The sequence below is a fragment of the Escherichia sp. WS33 genome (assembly GCF_046486385.1).
Lineage (GTDB): Bacteria > Pseudomonadota > Gammaproteobacteria > Enterobacterales > Enterobacteriaceae > ECMA0423.
The window spans coordinates 29,233-46,500 of the sequence record NZ_JBJQLJ010000024.1 but is presented as its reverse complement, the minus strand read 5'-3'; the positions used below and the strand labels follow the sequence as shown (position 1 = coordinate 46,500).

Genomic DNA, 17,268 nt, shown 5'->3' with positions numbered 1-17,268 from the left:
TTAATCCGGCCAACGAAAACCGTATCAACCGTAGGCCGGATAAGGCGTTTACGCCGCATCCGGCAGTTTCACATCAGAAGAAATACTTCGTCCCGATACGAATCTGGTTTTGCTCGCGGTGGTACGGTTCGACATTACGATCTAACCAACGTAATTCGAAATAAGGCAGCCAGTGTTCATTAATGCGATAACGGAAGGTATTAGTGATTTCCCAGTGATGATCTTTTCCATTGCTGCTATTAAAGTCATTCACTCGCATGAAGTAATGTGGCTCAAATGTATAGGAAAATTTATCGGTGATTTTAAAATTCCAGTAGGTGCCAATTTCATAGGTGTCATTATTATCCAGTTCCCCGCTCAAATCTGTTGAACTATAGTTATTATGGTTATAGCGATTTCGTACTGTCAGATTAAACCATGGTACAAATTTATAGTTGACGTCCAGATACACTGCACCACCCGAACCGATACTCTTATCATTAATTAAGCCACCGGGCTGGATGGTTAATTTATCGGTTGGTTTGAATAAAGGATACCAACCTTCAATTTCATTATAGCCATGTTTTAGTTCATCTTCTCGCTGAAAGGTGTAGGTATTGGTTAACATAATACCCGCGCCCATATCGAAGTTATAACCCACACGTAGCATAACCTCGCCCTGATCGGAGGCAAGATTATATGCCTCCCTGTTTTCGACGTATGCGCCAGCAAATACCGAGGCAGAGGTCAGAGAAGATAATAAAATTATTGCATTAATCTTTTTCATAATAAGTCCATTTTTTAAACGTAGGGAGGCCGCCACCCACCAGGATGGAAATAGCGGCTATTGACATTTATAACGTTACGGAAGCCGTTTTTTCTTCTGTCGCCATCTCTTTATTTTTGCGTTGGTTGATTTCCTCAATAATCAATGCAAACCGTTTTTCATTGAGTGTGTAAAAGAATCCCATCGTCAATGCAGCAATAATTGCCAGTGCACAAGGCCAGATAAAAATGAGCTGACGCAAACCCTGTAATGTCGCATCGCTTTGCGCGATGTTGGGAACATAACCAATTTGCGTCAGCATAATGCCTGGCAAGAAGCCAGCAAGTGCGGCAGAAATTTTACGAAAGAAGGTATAACCGGTATAAACAGAACCTTCGGCACGAATACCGGTTTTCCATTCACCGTAATCTACGGTATCTGGTACCAGTGCCCAGTTCAGGCTGTTTACAAAGGCCGTGCCAAAAAAGGCGACACAAGAGAACATGACGAAAGTGAAAGAGTTACTTCCCCAGAAATAATTCAGTATATCACCCACCGCCCACAGCACCATGCCAGCTAAATAAACCTGTTTTTTACCAAAACATTTTACAGTTACTGGCACCAGTAATACGCCGACGAGGATGCATCCCATACTGAAGAATCCCATCCACGACAATAAATTAATATCATTCAGCACATACTGGGTGTAATAGACCTGAATCGCCAGTTTGATATTAAATGCCGCCAGAGTACACAGGTTAGCAATGCATAAAACCAGCAATGGTGGATTACGAAATATCGCGCAAAAAGATTTGAGAATACTGGCTTTATGTCCGGTTGGCGCTGTGTCCACATAATGCTCTTTGACGCCTCTGTAGCACAGCATCATAAAAATAAAGCCGCCAATGGAGAACATAAGTGCCGCACAGGCATAACCGACGGTTGAGTCAGAAAAAAGCGACTGCAACGGAATAAACGCCACGGTACAAATCAATAGCCCTATGGTTGCACCACCCTGGCGGTAAGCCGCGAGCTGCGCGCGCTCATTCGGGTTTTTGGTAATTGCCGGGATCATCGCACCATACGAGCAGTTCATCAGACTGTATGAAAGTCCAAACATCATAAACAGCGCGGTGGCAATCGTCGTTTTAACCGGCAAACAAAAGGTGGTGGCGATAAACTGGAGCGTTGCAATTAACGCCGCCGGAACTGCTGCATATAAAATAAAGGGACGAAATTTGCCTTTAGGCCCAATATTTTTCCGCGAGTCGAGTAAAAATCCGGTGAGCATATCGGTAAACGCGGTAAAAAACTTCGCCACCAGAAAGATAATCCCGCCATAGTAAGCAGGCATCCCTAATTCATCGGTATAAAATTTGAGGAGATACAGAGTACCGATGCAGAGCATTAAATTCGAACCGACGTCGCCCATACCATAGGCGATTTTTTCCCGCAGATTCAGTTTTAATGTCAGTGGATTATGGTCAGACATAATCACTCCTTATAACGCCCCGCAGGGCGTCGTTTATTATTATTACGCCGTGCGTTTACGGGCTTCTATCTCTTCCACAATGCGGACATACATCTTCTCGTTCAGGCTGTAGAAGCAACCCATCGCCACAATGGTGACTACCGCCAGTGCGCTTGGGTAGATGAAGATCAACTGGCGTAACCCTTCAATGGTGTGGTCAGCCTGTGCGACGTTCGGCACATAGCCAATTTGCGTCAGCATCCAGCCGGGGAAGAAACCAGCCAGCGCCTGAGACACTTTGCGAAAGAAGGTGAAGCCGGTGTAGACCGTGCCTTCCGAACGCACGCCGGTGCGCCACTCGCCGTACTCGACGGTGTCGGAAACCAGCGCCCAGTTCAGGCTGTTAACAAACGCTGAGCCGAAGAACGCCAGGCAGGAGAACGCCACAAAGCTGACCGAGCCGCCGCCGAAGAAATAGTTGAGCAGATCGCCCAGCACCCAAATCAGCAGGCCGCCGATATAGACCTTCTTCTTACCAAAACGTCTGACTGCGCCAGGCATCAGGAACACGCCGATGAAAATACAGCCCATGCTGAAAAATCCCATATACGACAACAGGATGGGATCGTTAAGTACGTACTGGGTGTAATAGACCTGAATGGCGAGCTTGACGTTAAACGCCCCTAAGGTGCAGAGGTTGGCAATACACAGAATGAACAGTGGGCGGTTACCGGCAATTGCGCGGAAAGATTGCAACAGGCCAGGCTTTTGCGCCGGATTGGTTGGTTGGGTTTCGACATAACGCTCTTTCACGCCTGAGTAGCAGATCCACATAAACAGCAGGCCGAACAGTGAAAACAGCGTGGCGGCGAAGATATAGCCAAGTTTCTGATTACCTTCGATAAGATTCATAACTGGCACGAATCCCACCGTGCACAGCAGCAGGCCCAGCGTAGCGCCGCCCTGACGCCATGCCGCCAGTGAGGCGCGTTCGTTGGGGTTTTTGGTGATTGCCGGGACCATTGCGCCGTAGGAGCAGTTCATCATGCTGAAAAACAGTCCGTAAAGCATAAACAGAATAGTGGCCATCACCGTTTTACCGGTGACATCAAACGGTGTGCCGACAAAGTTGGCGATCGCCAGTAAGGTGACCGGGAATGACGCATACAGAATAAAAGGACGGAACTTACCTTTTGGACCGATCTTGCGTCGGGAATCCAACATAATGCCGGTACCCATATCGGTAAACGCAGTAAAGAATTTTGAAATCAAAAAGATAATGCCGCCATAGGTGCCTGGCAGCCCCAGAACGTCGGTATAAAACTTCAAAAGATAAAGCGTACCGATATCCAGCAGGATGTTAGAGGCCAGGTCGCCAATACCGTAAGAGAGTTTCTCTTTAAAGGGCAGGCGTAAAGTTGCTGGATCTTCCGTTGTGATGTGACTCATCGATGTTCTCCCTTTGCCCATGAGTTTCCCCACGGGCGGATGTGATTAGATGCTTTTTAACGACGCGAACAGTGCCGCCCATTCGCTATCGGCGCGATAAAAGACCGGCGGCTTGCCGATGGGCGCATTAACGGTAACTTCCCCGCCCCGGAACGCTTCACCCGTCCAGGCGTGGACCCAGTTATCCTCCGGCAGATAGAGCGTCCAGTCGCTACGGCCTTCTTCATGCACCGGAGCGACCAGAATGTCGCGACCTAACAGGTACTGATATTTCAGGGTGTAAGTGTGCGCATCGTCTTCGTAATGCAGGAACAGCGGGCGCATAACCGGCAGGCCGGACTTCGCATTCAGCGCGACAGCCTCTTTCAGGTAAGGTTTCAGGGTGGTGAAGACGGAGGTCATACGGGCAAAATGGGCGATAGTTTCTGCGTCGCCGTCAAACTGCCAGTTGTCGCCAGGACGGTTACCTTCGTGGGTGCGCATCATCGGCGTGAAGGCGCTGAAATCGCACCAGCGCAGCAGCAGCTCTTTGCTGCGCTTCATCTCAAACAGGGTGGTGTAACCGCCAATGTCGCTGTGGTGCAGGCCATGTCCGGTCATTGCCAGCGACAGCGCCGCCGGGACAACCGACGCCAGGCCATCGTCGAGACTCCAGTCGACGTTCTGGTCGCCCGCCCACATCATGGTGGAGTATTTCTGGCTACCGGTAGAACCGGCGCGCATAAAGAAAAGGATCTCGCCGAGCTTGCCCGTTTCTTCAAGGGCTTCGTAGTTACACTTCGCCCACAGCGCAGGCCAGGCGTTATGCATAATTTCGGCACTGACGCCGTTATGCAGGTACGTGTCGGTGGGCAGATACTCGCCGAAGTCAGCCATCCAGCCGCCGCAGCCGAGTTCAATCATGTTCTTTTTGATCACTTCCTTGAACCAGGCGTAGGCTTCTGGATTAGTGAGATCGACAACGCCGCCGTAAAACTCGCCAAACTCCACCAGATAGTCACCGCCAGAGGCATCTTTTGCCAGATAGCCGTGTTGTGCCGCTTCTTCGCAGAGATCTTTATCGCTGGCAACATACGGGTTGATATAGGCCAGGAACTGCACGCCCTCCTGATTCCACTGCTTAATGCGTGAATCCAGTTGCGGGTAGTTTTCGCTGTTCCACTTCCAGTTCCACATCACGCGTTTGCCAAAAGAGGTCATACGAATACCGGACCAGTCCTGCGCCCAGATGCCGTTGACCTTCACGCCCGCGTTACGCATGGTGTCCAGTTTCTTCTGGCACACTTCCGTCCCGCCCTGAATGCCGAGCGTTACTCCGTCATAAATCCAGTCGGGCAGTTCTGGCTGGCGTCCCAGCAGGGCGGTTAATTTTTCCAGCAGGGAAATGTATGTGTCAGCACATTCAAAACGCAGCGTTGCTTTGTCTTCCCACAGCGCCAGTTCATGGTATTCCGGGGCACTAAAGTCGAAGTTCATATAGCAACTGTTATCAACATGGCAGTAATACTTCTGCGTGCTGACAAACGTAGGCTGTGGGAAGAAAGTCCAGTAATAGTCGCCGCCCGCATTTTCTTTGCAGTCGGCCTGCCAGGTGACATAGGTTTGTTTGTTGCGACCAACGCCTTGTTCACTGGTCCATAGCGGGAACGGTTTGCCACGCAGATCGAAGTAGGAAAACTGTTCGCCGCAGCCGTAGATATGGTCCTCTGGTTGAGCGGCAAGGCGCAGCCAGATACGGTTGTGGTTAAGGTTGTCGTTTTGTAGTTCCAGCAATAAACGGCCCTGATCGTCGGCAGAGATATTCAGCGTGGCGCTAATGTCAGAACCACGGCTGAAATGAATTAACCAACCATCCGGTGACTGGCTGACGATGGCGTCGGTAAGCGCAATTTTCTCCTGTAGTTTATCTTTAATGCTGAAATTACCGCGGAACATATCGATATCCGCTATACCTGAGCCAATCCATAAACAAGGATTATCTTTGCTATGGGTTAAAATAAGACGTTGTTGAAAATGTAGGGTAAAACTGTCGTTATTCTGATGAAATTGAAAATCTAATAACTGTGGACGTGGCGTATCCATAACTAATCTCCATAGAGTTGAGAACGAGATTGTTGCCTTCCTGTTATTACAGGCTTATGTAAAATGATTCTCATAAAACTGATATATAAAAACTTTACAGAAGCTGAGCTGTTTTTAACTTAATAAATTGAAGATACATAATGTTGCCTTTAGCGAGTGAAATGTTCTTCAATGATTTTGACTGCTAATCAATACAAGTTATTTTCTCTGTCCGTAAATGTTAAAAAACAGGCGGTGCGGTTTTCCTGGTTCCAGTAATAATAAGTCGATACCTGAATTAAAGGCGTTAGGCGGGCAACTCATAGGTTCAACTGCCAGTCCCTGACGCTGTAATTTTTCACCGCTATAAATTTGTACCCAGGGTTGATCGCAACAAAGGCTAACCGAAAGCGCCTGTTGTGGATGGGTAATGGTTATTTCCCACAGATCATTAGCGGTTTTAAAGGTGTGGTCGATTTTTGTCGCGGCTATTTTTTTCGCCTGCGTGAAATTTAAATCCAGCTCATCAACGTGGTGAAGCGTTGTCGGATTTACGTGTTCATCAACGGCATAAACCTGGTTTGCCGGAAGCTGGAACAGATATTCATCAACAGATGTTAAGTTGCAGGTTAAATAAGGATGAATACCCACACCATAGGGTGCGGTCACAGTACCAATATTCTGACTTGCGATCTCAACGGAAAGACCCGTGCGTGCATTGAGCGAATAAACAACCTGCGAAGCCAGCATAAACGGATAGCCGTAACTGGGCGGCAGAAAAGCTGTCAGGGTAACGCTGGTGGCGGTTAATTCACTAATTTGCCAGTCTCGCCAGGCAAGCAGCCCGTGAATAGCGGCTTTTGAACTATGTTCATTAATGGGTAACTGATATTCCTGCCCCTGATAGCGGTAACAGCCGTTGGCGATCCGGTTCGGCCACGGAATAAGCACTTTACCCAGATGCGCCAGCGGCATCTCTTCGGGTTTGTGCGGGATGACTAAATGACAACCCTGAAAGGTTAATTCAGCCAGACCAGCACCGACGGTCACAATGGTCGCGTGATAATCCCCCGCGGTAAGTGAAACGGTCTGTCCACTGCAATGCATATTGGTGATTTGCATACAAGGCACCTTAATTAACGACATACAGCCTCCCGTGAGGCTGATGTCAAACCCAAAAACTGCACCGGACGGTCCCCTCGCCCCTTTGGGGAGAGGGTTAGGGTGAGGGGAAAACCCGCACCCTATTTTCAGATCAGTTATTTCGCATTAATATCCAGCAGACCCGCTGCAACCGCTGGAGCCATGCCGGGCGCTAACGGGATACGCGGGATCACCAGGCAATGCAGCAGGTGATAAATATCCTGTTTGCCGTCCCAGACTTTGGTGGTGACCTTATTGTCCGCATCCAGCTCCTGCCACCAGGAACCATTTTCATAGTCCATCAGGTACTTAATGCAGTACTCCCACCATGTTTGATACCAGGTTTCATACTGGCGATCGCCAGTGACGGTGTAGAGCGCGTAGGCCGTACCCATTGCTTCGACGATAGGCCAACGTACACGTTCGCGGACCACCGGTTTTCCTTCCCAGTCAACGGTATAAACAATCCCGTCCGCGCCATCGGGTGCCCAGGCATCGCGCACGGTGGCGTTAAACAGACCTTTGGCATCTTCTAGCAGCCATGCTGGTGGTTGTTCGCAACGGGCTTCCAGGGCAGCATGGATGTGCAGCATTAAACGGCCCCATTCGATCCAGTGGCCTGGTGTACCTCCAAACGCGCGGAAGCGATGCGCCGGGTTATCTTTGTTGTAATCCGGCAGCGGATTCCACTGGGTATCGAAGTGTTCGTTAACGCGATAATGATTATTTCTGGCGACGTCGTGGATAATCACGGAAGCCACGCGAATCGCGCGATCCAGCCATTTTTTGTCGTGAGTGACGTCATAAACAATCAAGAAAGCTTCCACCGCGTGCATATTGGCATTGCCGCCGCGGTACTCTTCGGTTTTGCTGAAGGCTTCGTCCCAGGATTCCAGGCACATCTGCTCTTCTTCGCTCCAGAAATATTTCTCGATAATTTCAATGGTGTAATCGAGCAGCTTGCGCGCTTCCGGGTGACCCGTTGTGACGGCGCTGGCGGCACCCAGCAGAGCAAAGAAGTGTTGATAGCCCTGTTTGGAGGCATCCACCACGCCCTCGTCATTCACGCAGGCATACCAGCCGCCATATTTTTTATCACGCAGTGCGCCGTTCATGGCTTTGATACCGTGATCAACCAACGAGTAAGCGCCAGGTCGACCCATCGCCGCAGCAACGGAATAAACGTGCAACATACGAGCGGTGATCCACAGATGGGTGCCCATCTCTTCTTTGATTTGCCCTTTATTGCCTAACCAGCCAAAACCAGTCGGCACTACGGAATTTTTACCAAAATCAAAGATGCGGTCGGTTTCCTGTTCCAGCCAACGGTTGTGGCTTAGGGTGTTAAACCATTTCATTCCTTTTATCCTCATCTTAGCGGCGTTTAGCCATCATTTCGTCGACGATATCGCCAAGTTGTTGTAATTTCGGTGCGCAAACGTCACGCAGCATCAGCTCGTTGTCTGGTAAACCGACGACCGATGCCCAGACTGCACGGCCTGCCAGGAATCCCGATGCGCCCGCCGTCATTGCCACGCGTACGGCACGCGGGAACAGTTTTTCGTCGACACCGGAAGAGAGGATCACCCATGGCATATTGATATGGTCATTCAGACGTTGTGAAGCACAGAGAAGCTCTTGTTGCGGACCTTTGCCATAAAGCGGCATTTCAACTTTGTAGAGGTCAGCGCCACTGTCGCCCAGCTCTTTGGCGGCATCGATGATCGCTTGTTCGCGATCGAATTTATCGCCACGACGCGGTGGGCGGACGACTGGCTCAATGATGCTTACCAGACCGTGTGAGTGGCACAGTTCGTTGAACTCTTTCACCATATCCAGACGTTGCTGCGCATCTTCATCACTACGCCACAGCACCAGCAGTTTTAAGGCTTTGCCACCGTCTTGTTTGATCTGTAGCGGATTGATTTTGCGGTCAATAACCACGCTATCGACCGGAATACCGTTGCCAGGAATGAACTCATCGGCGGCGACAATCATGGCGCAACTTTTGGCAATCGCGTTTTGCTCAACCACCTGGCGGTAGCAGAATTGTTGATCTACCAGAATCGCCGAGGCATAAGGCGAGAGGGCCTTTGCAGCGTTAACTTTGAAATCAGTTAAAACGCTATCGGCTACCGGAGCGGGTGCCCCAGCCGCGGCAAACATCATGCGCATGGCTTCGCGCTGATCGACCGCCAGCATGGCAAAACCGCCCGATGCGCGCGTAATGTCGTTGATGGTGTACTTATTCATTCATTTATTCCTTTATCCAGTCGTTACATTTTTACTTTGGCAGTCATCCCGGCACTGACACGGACCTGTTCCAGAATGGCGGACCAGTCCTGGCGACCGCGACCCGCTGCGCGCGCCTGGCTATAAACCTCCCGTGAGGCGGCCCCCAGCGGCATTGGCACATGCAGCTGGTTGGCGACATCAAGGGCGATGCCAAGATCCTTATGGGCAAGATCGATCATGAAGGCGGGAGAAAGATCTCCGCTGAGGACTTTGTTTGGCCAGGAAGTGGTGAAGTGACCTTTACCGGCGGCGGTACCGCTCATCACTTTGACGGCAACATCGAAGGGAAGATTCAGGGCTTCGCACAAAACGGCGGCTTCTGCCGAAAGCGCATTGAGCGCGATGCTCATGTAGTTGTTGATGAGCTTAACGCGGATCCCCATGCCCGGACCGCCAGAGTTGATCAACTCACTGCCCATCGCCATCAGGATCGGTGTGGCACGTTCAACTTGTTCAGCGGTGCCGCCAGCCAGCAGTAACAGAGTACCGGTAATGGCATTTGCAGAAGTACGGCCTACCGGAACATCCATCATGCTGAAGCCTTTGGCTTGCATATCGGCAATCAATTTATCGGTTTGCAGCGGATGGATGGTGGACATATCAATGACCAGCGCATCGGTAGATAAGCCTTCGCAAACGCCGTTTTCACCGAACAACACGTTGCGCACCAGATCGCCATTCGGCAACATGGTAATGATAAATTCGGCATCTTTAGCGGCCTGCGCCGGGTTGGCGGCGGGAGTCGCACCTTTGTCTACCAGATGCCGCACAGCTTCGGCGTTCACATCAAAGACGCGAAGTTGATGCCCTTGCTGCAATAAATTGCTCGCCATTGGCGAACCCATTTGTCCTAAACCGATAAACGCGATTGCTGCCATAACCCTCTCCTGAATACAGTGATGTCACTTTTTGTCATTTATGACATGCTTTGCTTGTCTGTTTTTGATCGTATTTGTAATTTATCGTCAAAAAATTGACAGCCGTCACTTTTTAAACAATTGGTGAAATTAAAATGAACGCATCCCAAAATGTTTAAGGAATGACCATGATTCGTGTTGCTTGTGTAGGTATAACCGTGATGGATCGCATCTATTACGTGGAAGGGTTACCGACGGAGAGCGGTAAATACGTGGCGAGAAATTATACGGAAGTTGGTGGCGGGCCAGCGGCGACGGCAGCGGTTGCGGCGGCAAGGCTGGGGGCGCAGGTCGATTTTATTGGTCGCGTAGGTGATGACGACACGGGCAACAGCCTGCTGGCAGAGCTGGAATCCTGGGGCGTTAACACCCGTTACACCAAACGGTATAACCAGGCGAAATCTTCGCAATCCGCCATCATGGTGGATACCAAAGGCGAGCGGATAATCATTAACTACCCCAGCCCGGATCTGCTGCCTGACGCAGAGTGGTTGGAGGAAATTGATTTCTCTCAGTGGGATGTTGTGCTGGCAGATGTACGCTGGCACGACGGCGCTAAAAAAGCCTTCACCCTGGCCCGTCAGGCGGGTGTGATGACCGTTCTGGACGGGGACATTACGCCGCAGGATATCAGTGAGCTGGTGGCATTAAGCGATCACGCGGCCTTTTCAGAACCGGGTCTGGCGCGCTTAACGGGCGTGAAAGAGATGGCCAGTGCGCTAAAACAGGCACAAACGCTCACAAATGGTCATGTCTATGTGACCCAGGGTAGCGCAGGCTGCGACTGGCTGGAAAATGGTGGGCGTCAGCATCAACCGGCCTTCAAAGTTGATGTGGTAGATACCACAGGTGCGGGTGATGTTTTTCACGGCGCTTTGGCGGTGGCGCTGGCAACAAGTGGGGATTTAGCGGAGTCAGTCCGCTTCGCCAGCGGTGTAGCGGCGTTAAAATGCACACGTCCCGGTGGACGAGCCGGGATCCCTGACTGTGATCAAACCCGATCTTTTTTGTCACTTTTTGTATAAAATGCCAGGGTGATGGTTTTTCGAGGAATTTTCATGAGCCTTACCGAACTAACCGGTAACCCGCGGCACGATCAACTCCTCATGCTGATCGCCGAGCGTGGGTATATGAATATTGATGAGCTGGCAAATCTGCTGGATGTCTCCACGCAGACGGTCCGCCGGGATATTCGTAAATTAAGCGAGCAAGGCCTGATTACGCGCCATCACGGTGGCGCGGGTCGGGCTTCCAGCGTCGTTAATACGGCGTTCGAGCAGCGTGAGGTTTCGCAAACCGAGGAAAAAAAAGCGATTGCCGAAGCGGTGGCAGACTATATTCCTGATGGTTCAACAATATTTATCACCATTGGTACGACTGTTGAGCATGTTGCCCGGGCGTTACTTAACCATAATCATTTGCGGATAATCACCAACAGCCTGCGTGTGGCGCATATTCTTTACCACAACCCGCGCTTTGAAGTGATGGTGCCCGGCGGTACGTTGCGCTCTCATAATAGCGGGATCATTGGCCCTTCAGCGGCGTCCTTTGTGGCTGATTTTCGTGCTGATTATCTGGTAACAAGCGTTGGGGCGATTGAGAGCGATGGCGCGTTGATGGAGTTTGATGTAAACGAAGCTAACGTGGTGAAAACGATGATGGCGCACGCGAGAAATATTCTGCTGGTCGCCGATCACACTAAGTATCATGCTTCGGCGGCGGTTGAAATTGGTAACGTGGCACAGGTCACTGCGCTCTTTACCGACGAGCTGCCGCCCGCTGCGCTAAAATCACGCTTACAAGACAGCCAAATTGAAATCATTCTTCCCCAGGAAGACGCGTAGATTTTTGTGACCGTTAACCTGGCTTCATACCTTGCCACATAGCCAAACCCATCCTTTCCCGCTACAGTTAATTTCTTGTGGCGCGAAAGGAGGCAAAAATGCTCTATATCTTTGATTTAGGTAATGTGATTGTCGATATCGACTTTAACCGTGTGCTGGGAGCCTGGAGCGATTTAACGCGTATTCCGCTGGCATCGCTTAAGAAGAGTTTTCATATGGGGGAGGCGTTTCATCAGCATGAGCGTGGGGAAATTAGCGACGAAGCGTTCGCAGAGGCGCTGTGTCATGAGATGGCTCTACCGCTAAGCTACGAGCAGTTCTCTCACGGCTGGCAGGCGGTGTTTGTTGCGCTGCGCCCGGAAGTGATCGCCATCATGCATAAACTGCGTGAGCAGGGGCATCGCGTGGTGGTGCTTTCCAATACCAACCGCCTGCATACCACCTTCTGGCCGGAAGAATACCCGGAAATTCGTGATGCTGCTGACCATATCTATCTGTCGCAAGATCTGGGGATGCGCAAACCTGAAGCACGAATTTACCAGCATGTTTTGCAGGCGGAAGGTTTTTCACCCAGCGATACGGTCTTTTTCGACGATAACGCCGATAATATAGAAGGAGCCAATCAGCTGGGCATTACCAGTATTCTGGTGAAAGATAAAACCACCATCCCGGACTATTTCGCGAAGGTGTTATGCTAAAAACCATTCAGGACAAAGCCAGGCACCGTACCCGTCCACTATGGGCCTGGCTAAAACTACTCTGGCAACGCATTGATGAGGACAACATGACAACCCTGGCAGGTAACCTTGCCTATGTGTCGTTGCTCTCATTAGTGCCGCTGGTTGCCGTTGTTTTTGCGCTTTTCGCCGCTTTTCCCATGTTTTCCGACGTCAGCATTCAGTTACGTCACTTTATTTTTGCCAACTTTCTGCCTGCTACTGGCGATGTTATTCAGCGGTATATCGAACAATTTGTTGCCAATTCCAACAAGATGACCGCCGTTGGGGCGTGCGGGCTGATCGTCACCGCGTTATTGCTGATGTACTCCATCGATAGCGCGTTGAATACCATCTGGCGCAGTAAACGAGCGCGACCAAAAATTTACTCGTTCGCCGTGTACTGGATGATTTTAACGCTGGGGCCGCTGCTGGCAGGGGCCAGTCTGGCGATCAGTTCCTATTTGCTCTCCCTGCGCTGGGCGAGCGATCTCAATACTGTCATCGACAACGTGCTGCGTATTTTTCCGCTGCTGTTGTCGTGGATCTCCTTCTGGTTGCTGTACAGCATTGTTCCTACCATCCGCGTACCTAACCGCGACGCGATTGTCGGCGCGTTTGTCGCCGCGCTCCTGTTCGAAGCAGGAAAGAAAGGTTTCGCGCTTTATATCACCATGTTCCCGTCATATCAGCTCATTTACGGTGTGCTGGCGGTGATCCCCATTCTCTTTGTTTGGGTCTACTGGACATGGTGTATCGTCTTGCTTGGCGCGGAAATTACTGTCACTCTCGGGGAATACCGCAAACTAAAACAAGCAGCTGAACAAGAAGAAGACGACGAACCATGATTGCATTAATTCAACGCGTAACCCGTGCCAGCGTCACCGTGGAGGGAGAAGTGACGGGCGAAATTGGCGCGGGACTTTTGGTGTTATTGGGTGTCGAAAAGGATGACGACGAACAGAAAGCAAACCGTCTGTGCGAGCGTGTGCTCGGCTACCGCATCTTTAGCGATGCCGAAGGCAAGATGAATCTCAACGTGCAACAGGCGGGCGGCAGTGTACTGGTGGTTTCCCAGTTTACCCTCGCCGCAGATACCGAACGAGGGATGCGCCCAAGTTTCTCCAAAGGCGCATCACCGGATCGCGCAGAGGCGTTATATGACTATTTCGTCGAACGCTGCCGCCAGCAAGAGATGAACACGCAAACAGGACGCTTCGCTGCCGATATGCAGGTATCGCTGGTCAATGATGGCCCCGTGACATTCTGGTTGCAGGTATGAGCCAGCTTCCAGGGTTGTCACGGGAAACAAGAGAGAGTATCGCTATGTATCACCTTCGGGTTCCACAAACAGAAGAAGAATTAGAGCGTTACTATCAGTTTCGCTGGGAAATGTTGCGTAAGCCCCTGCATCAACCAAAAGGTTCGGAACGCGACGCGTGGGATGCGATGGCGCATCACCAGATGGTCGTCGACGAGCAGGGTAATCTGGTGGCGGTAGGCCGACTGTATATTAATGCCGACAATGAAGCGTCCATTCGCTTTATGGCCGTTCACCCGGACGTGCAGGACAAAGGGTTAGGAACGCTGATGGCGATGACCCTGGAGTCGGTGGCGCGTCAGGAAGGCGTTAAGCGCGTGACCTGTAGCGCCCGTGAAGACGCGGTGGAGTTTTTCGCCAAGCTGGGGTTTGTTAATCAGGGAGAAATCACCACGCCAACCACCACGCCGATTCGCCATTTTTTGATGATTAAGCCCGTCGCCACTCTGGATGATATTTTGCATCGCGGCGACTGGTGCGCGCAGCTGCAACAGGCGTGGTACGAACATATCCCGCTTAGTGAAAAAATGGGCGTGCGTATTCAACAATATACCGGGCAAAAATTTATCACCACCATGCCGGAAACCGGCAATCAGAATCCGCACCATACGCTGTTTGCCGGGAGTTTATTCTCGCTGGCGACGCTCACCGGTTGGGGGCTTATCTGGCTGATGCTGCGCGAACGCCATCTCGGCGGAACGATTATTCTGGCGGATGCGCATATCCGCTACAGCAAGCCGATTAGCGGTAAACCTCATGCGGTAGCCGACCTTGGTGCCTTAAGCGGCGATCTCGACCGTCTGGCGCGCGGACGAAAAGCACGGGTGCAGATGCAAGTTGAAATCTTTGGCGACGAGACGCCGGGTGCAGTGTTTGAAGGCACGTATATCGTTCTGCCCGCGAAGCCATTTGGCCCGTATGAAGAGGGCGGGAACGAAGAAGAGTAGGGGCGTTTTACTTGACTGAAAAGGTTTTCAATCTGAAAACCTTTTCAGGGCCCAGGTCCGAAGTTACCTTCCCGCTCTCCAGGCAACATCCCGTAGTGCCGATCGCGCGGCCTCGCTGATACCACCTAACTGAAAAAATCCGTGGATAACGCCAAGGTAGCGTTGGCAGGTGCATTGCACTCCTTGCCCTGTCATGCGGTGATACAACGCTTCACCTTCATCGCAAAGTGGGTCGTATTCAGCGGTAATGATATGTACAGGTGGCAAGCCATTGAAATCATCGCGCCAAAGAGGGCTGGCTTCAGGATGCCTGCGTTCAATGCCTGGCAGATACATCTCAAAGCCGCTCAGTAAAGTGTCGCGTGTGATGATGTAATCGTGACCATTGCGTATGTAGCTTTCGAAATGCGCAGTCGCATCAAGCATAGGATAAATTAAGATGAGTTGTGCCGGTTGCCACTCGCCAGCACGCTTTAATCGCAAAGCAGTTACCAGCGCCAGATGTCCGCCCGCACTGTCACCGGCAAGAGTTATACGTTGTTTATCAACGCCGAGTCGTTCGGCGTGTTGCCAGACTATTTCTGCACCTCGTTGCGCATCATCATGGGCGGCGGGGAAAGTATGTTCCGGTGCCAGCCGATACTGGACGGCAATAACCCGACATTGCCCGTAATAGGCTAACTGGCGCAGCTGGTTGTCGTGAGTTGCGAACCCGCCGCTAACAAAACAGCCACCGTAGTAATAAATTATCGTCGGGAGTAATGTCGGGGCATTCAGCGGCGACACTATTCGTAAGGTCATCCCTTCAAGTTCGATAGTCTGAATATCTACCCGCGTTTCTGTCTCACCCGCAAGGACAGCGCTGGCGATATAGCCCTCCCTGCGCTGCGCAATACTTTGTTGACGCGATGAGGGGCGACCCGCAGCGATAAACTTTTCGACTAACTCTGCAATTCCTTTTTCCAGTGCCATAGTAGAACTTATTTTGCTGTATGAATGTACAGTCTTATACACCCGTTTTTGCTGGATGGATACAGGGAAATTCACGGGCGTGAAAAATCTGGAAAGCGCCTCGCAAATCTAAAGACAAACCCGGCAGAGACGTGGTTTTGCTGGAGCACTATCAGTAAGCTAGTGGTTTCAAGGGTACGTCAATGACGTACAAAAAGGATTGTTACTCTAAGCCAATGGCGTATAATTATGCTCTTCATCGAAACGGAAATTTTTACTGAAGATGTTCAAAAACTGCTGACCGACGATGAATTCAGTCGTTTTCAGTTTTTCCTGGCCTTGAATCCTGACTATGGTGAGGTAATACCTGAAACTGGTGGGTTAAGAAAGGTTCGATGGGTTTCAGGAGGAAAGGGGAAACGTGCTGGTGTCAGGGTTATTTATTTTCATCAGGTTAAACATTATGAGATCAGATTACTGCTTATTTATCGTAAGGGTATTAAAGATGATCTGTCTCCCCAGGAAAAAGCAATGCTCCGGTTGTTAAATACGAGGTGGTAAATGGATAAGGCACTTTTTGAGCGGTTGACTCACAGCATGGCCCAGATGAATGAAATTATTGAAGGAACGCGACAGCCTTCGCGGACTTTTGAAGTTGATGCTATGAAAATCAAAGAAATACGCCGCGCTTCAGGGTTGTCACAATCTAAATTTGCCGATCTTATTTCTGTAAGCGTAGACACGTTGCGTAACTGGGAGCAGGGGCGACGTTCACCGACCGGGCCTGCAAAGGCTTTGCTGCGAGCGATTGCCAATGATCCGCAACATGTGCTGCAAGCACTTAACCGTTAGAGGCATGGTTATGCCATACAGAAAGCACTAGCATTCAGAACTCCTGTGAAAGCGGCATAGTGGTCGCCTGCCCAGGAGTTTTGCTATGACCCGTAATCGTGCTGAACGTCGCCACCCTATGATGCGATTAAAAAAACTCATCGTCGCGCTGATGATTGACGTCAATGCTATCGGATGATACCGGGGGGTTCCGGAAGGAATTCCTTGTTTCCCGAACTGTTACCAACAAAATTATAACGATGAGCAAGTAAAGACCGGTTGGTGGCAGTACTGACCGGTCTGTGATGGATGATTAATTTCACCTTAAATCCGGGTGCTGTTAGGATGCTGACATTTTTCGGGTACACCATTCAGATTATGCAAATAAAGATCCAATCAAAAAATAAACATCCCTGAATATAATATATTCATAGCATCCATAACTCATCCTGGGCGATAACTAAACCATTTTTGAGTAATAAATGAAACAACTGCAACACTCTTATTATTTCTGGAAAACACCTCGCAAAAACAAAACAACATGCAAAAATCCGCTTTTTTTAAATGATTTTCCGGC

At 50.4% G+C, this 17,268-nt stretch carries 17 protein-coding genes; 8 read left to right on the top strand and 9 right to left on the bottom strand.

The window, feature by feature from the left end; translation table 11 throughout:
* Positions 1–73: 73 nt before the first annotated feature.
* The 8 genes from ompL to yihU form a co-directional block, all read right to left on the bottom strand.
* Positions 74–766, bottom strand: coding sequence for a porin OmpL (gene ompL / locus ACJHXA_RS17965; protein WP_000723474.1), 693 nt, complete (start codon positions 764–766; stop codon positions 74–76).
* A 67-nt stretch (positions 767–833) separates the two neighbouring features.
* Complete coding sequence (locus tag ACJHXA_RS17960; RefSeq protein ID WP_001297066.1) at positions 834–2,237, bottom strand: MFS transporter; 1,404 nt, start codon at positions 2,235–2,237, stop codon at positions 834–836.
* A 42-nt stretch (positions 2,238–2,279) separates the two neighbouring features.
* On the bottom strand, positions 2,280–3,665 hold the full coding sequence (locus tag ACJHXA_RS17955; protein WP_000018376.1) for an MFS transporter: 1,386 nt from the start codon (positions 3,663–3,665) through the stop codon (positions 2,280–2,282).
* A gap of 45 nt (positions 3,666–3,710) precedes the next feature.
* On the bottom strand, positions 3,711–5,747 hold the full coding sequence (gene yihQ, locus ACJHXA_RS17950; RefSeq protein ID WP_000380841.1) for a sulfoquinovosidase: 2,037 nt from the start codon (positions 5,745–5,747) through the stop codon (positions 3,711–3,713).
* Positions 5,748–5,945: 198 nt separating this feature from the next.
* A complete protein-coding gene (locus ACJHXA_RS17945; protein ID WP_001315929.1) occupies positions 5,946–6,848 on the bottom strand; it encodes an aldose-1-epimerase in 903 nt (300 codons plus the stop codon).
* Between the two features lie 137 nt (positions 6,849–6,985).
* The gene (gene yihS, locus ACJHXA_RS17940) at positions 6,986–8,227 is read right to left on the bottom strand and encodes a sulfoquinovose isomerase (protein WP_000870916.1); all 1,242 of its coding nucleotides are present in this window, start codon (positions 8,225–8,227) and stop codon (positions 6,986–6,988) included.
* Between the two features lie 16 nt (positions 8,228–8,243).
* The gene (gene yihT, locus ACJHXA_RS17935) at positions 8,244–9,122 is read right to left on the bottom strand and encodes a sulfofructosephosphate aldolase (RefSeq protein WP_001046453.1); all 879 of its coding nucleotides are present in this window, start codon (positions 9,120–9,122) and stop codon (positions 8,244–8,246) included.
* A 23-nt stretch (positions 9,123–9,145) separates the two neighbouring features.
* A complete protein-coding gene (yihU, locus tag ACJHXA_RS17930) occupies positions 9,146–10,042 on the bottom strand; it encodes a sulfolactaldehyde 3-reductase (RefSeq protein ID WP_000718896.1) in 897 nt (298 codons plus the stop codon).
* 167 nt (positions 10,043–10,209) lie between these two features.
* On the opposite strand from yihU, the gene yihV reads away from it, so the two are divergent.
* From yihV to fabY, 6 genes are all read left to right on the top strand, one after another.
* Entirely contained in the window at positions 10,210–11,106 is an 897-nt protein-coding gene (yihV, locus tag ACJHXA_RS17925) for a sulfofructose kinase (protein WP_000621656.1), read from the top strand.
* 33 nt (positions 11,107–11,139) lie between these two features.
* On the top strand, positions 11,140–11,925 hold the full coding sequence (locus tag ACJHXA_RS17920; protein WP_000059678.1) for a DeoR/GlpR family DNA-binding transcription regulator: 786 nt from the start codon (positions 11,140–11,142) through the stop codon (positions 11,923–11,925).
* A 98-nt stretch (positions 11,926–12,023) separates the two neighbouring features.
* The gene (gene yihX / locus ACJHXA_RS17915) at positions 12,024–12,623 is read left to right on the top strand and encodes a glucose-1-phosphatase (RefSeq protein ID WP_001295269.1); all 600 of its coding nucleotides are present in this window, start codon (positions 12,024–12,026) and stop codon (positions 12,621–12,623) included.
* Positions 12,617–13,489, top strand: a complete 873-nt coding sequence (locus ACJHXA_RS17910; RefSeq protein WP_000920762.1) for a virulence factor BrkB family protein — start codon at positions 12,617–12,619, stop codon at positions 13,487–13,489. Before yihX ends, ACJHXA_RS17910 begins: the two co-directional genes overlap by 7 nt.
* The gene (gene dtd, locus ACJHXA_RS17905; protein WP_000560983.1) at positions 13,486–13,923 is read left to right on the top strand and encodes a D-aminoacyl-tRNA deacylase; all 438 of its coding nucleotides are present in this window, start codon (positions 13,486–13,488) and stop codon (positions 13,921–13,923) included. The genes ACJHXA_RS17910 and dtd overlap by 4 nt, the downstream gene beginning before the upstream one ends.
* A gap of 44 nt (positions 13,924–13,967) precedes the next feature.
* Complete coding sequence (fabY, locus tag ACJHXA_RS17900; protein ID WP_001297068.1) at positions 13,968–14,909, top strand: fatty acid biosynthesis protein FabY; 942 nt, start codon at positions 13,968–13,970, stop codon at positions 14,907–14,909.
* Between the two features lie 63 nt (positions 14,910–14,972).
* On the opposite strand, the gene ACJHXA_RS17895 is transcribed toward fabY, so the two are convergent.
* Positions 14,973–15,881, bottom strand: a complete 909-nt coding sequence (locus ACJHXA_RS17895) for an alpha/beta hydrolase (protein ID WP_001162704.1) — start codon at positions 15,879–15,881, stop codon at positions 14,973–14,975.
* A 228-nt stretch (positions 15,882–16,109) separates the two neighbouring features.
* On the opposite strand from ACJHXA_RS17895, the gene ACJHXA_RS17890 reads away from it, so the two are divergent.
* Together ACJHXA_RS17890 and nadS are read left to right on the top strand one after the other, a co-directional pair.
* A complete protein-coding gene (locus ACJHXA_RS17890) occupies positions 16,110–16,421 on the top strand; it encodes a hypothetical protein (RefSeq protein ID WP_000897305.1) in 312 nt (103 codons plus the stop codon).
* Entirely contained in the window at positions 16,422–16,712 is a 291-nt protein-coding gene (nadS, locus tag ACJHXA_RS17885) for a NadS family protein (RefSeq protein ID WP_000356397.1), read from the top strand.
* Positions 16,713–17,268 lie beyond the last annotated feature (556 nt).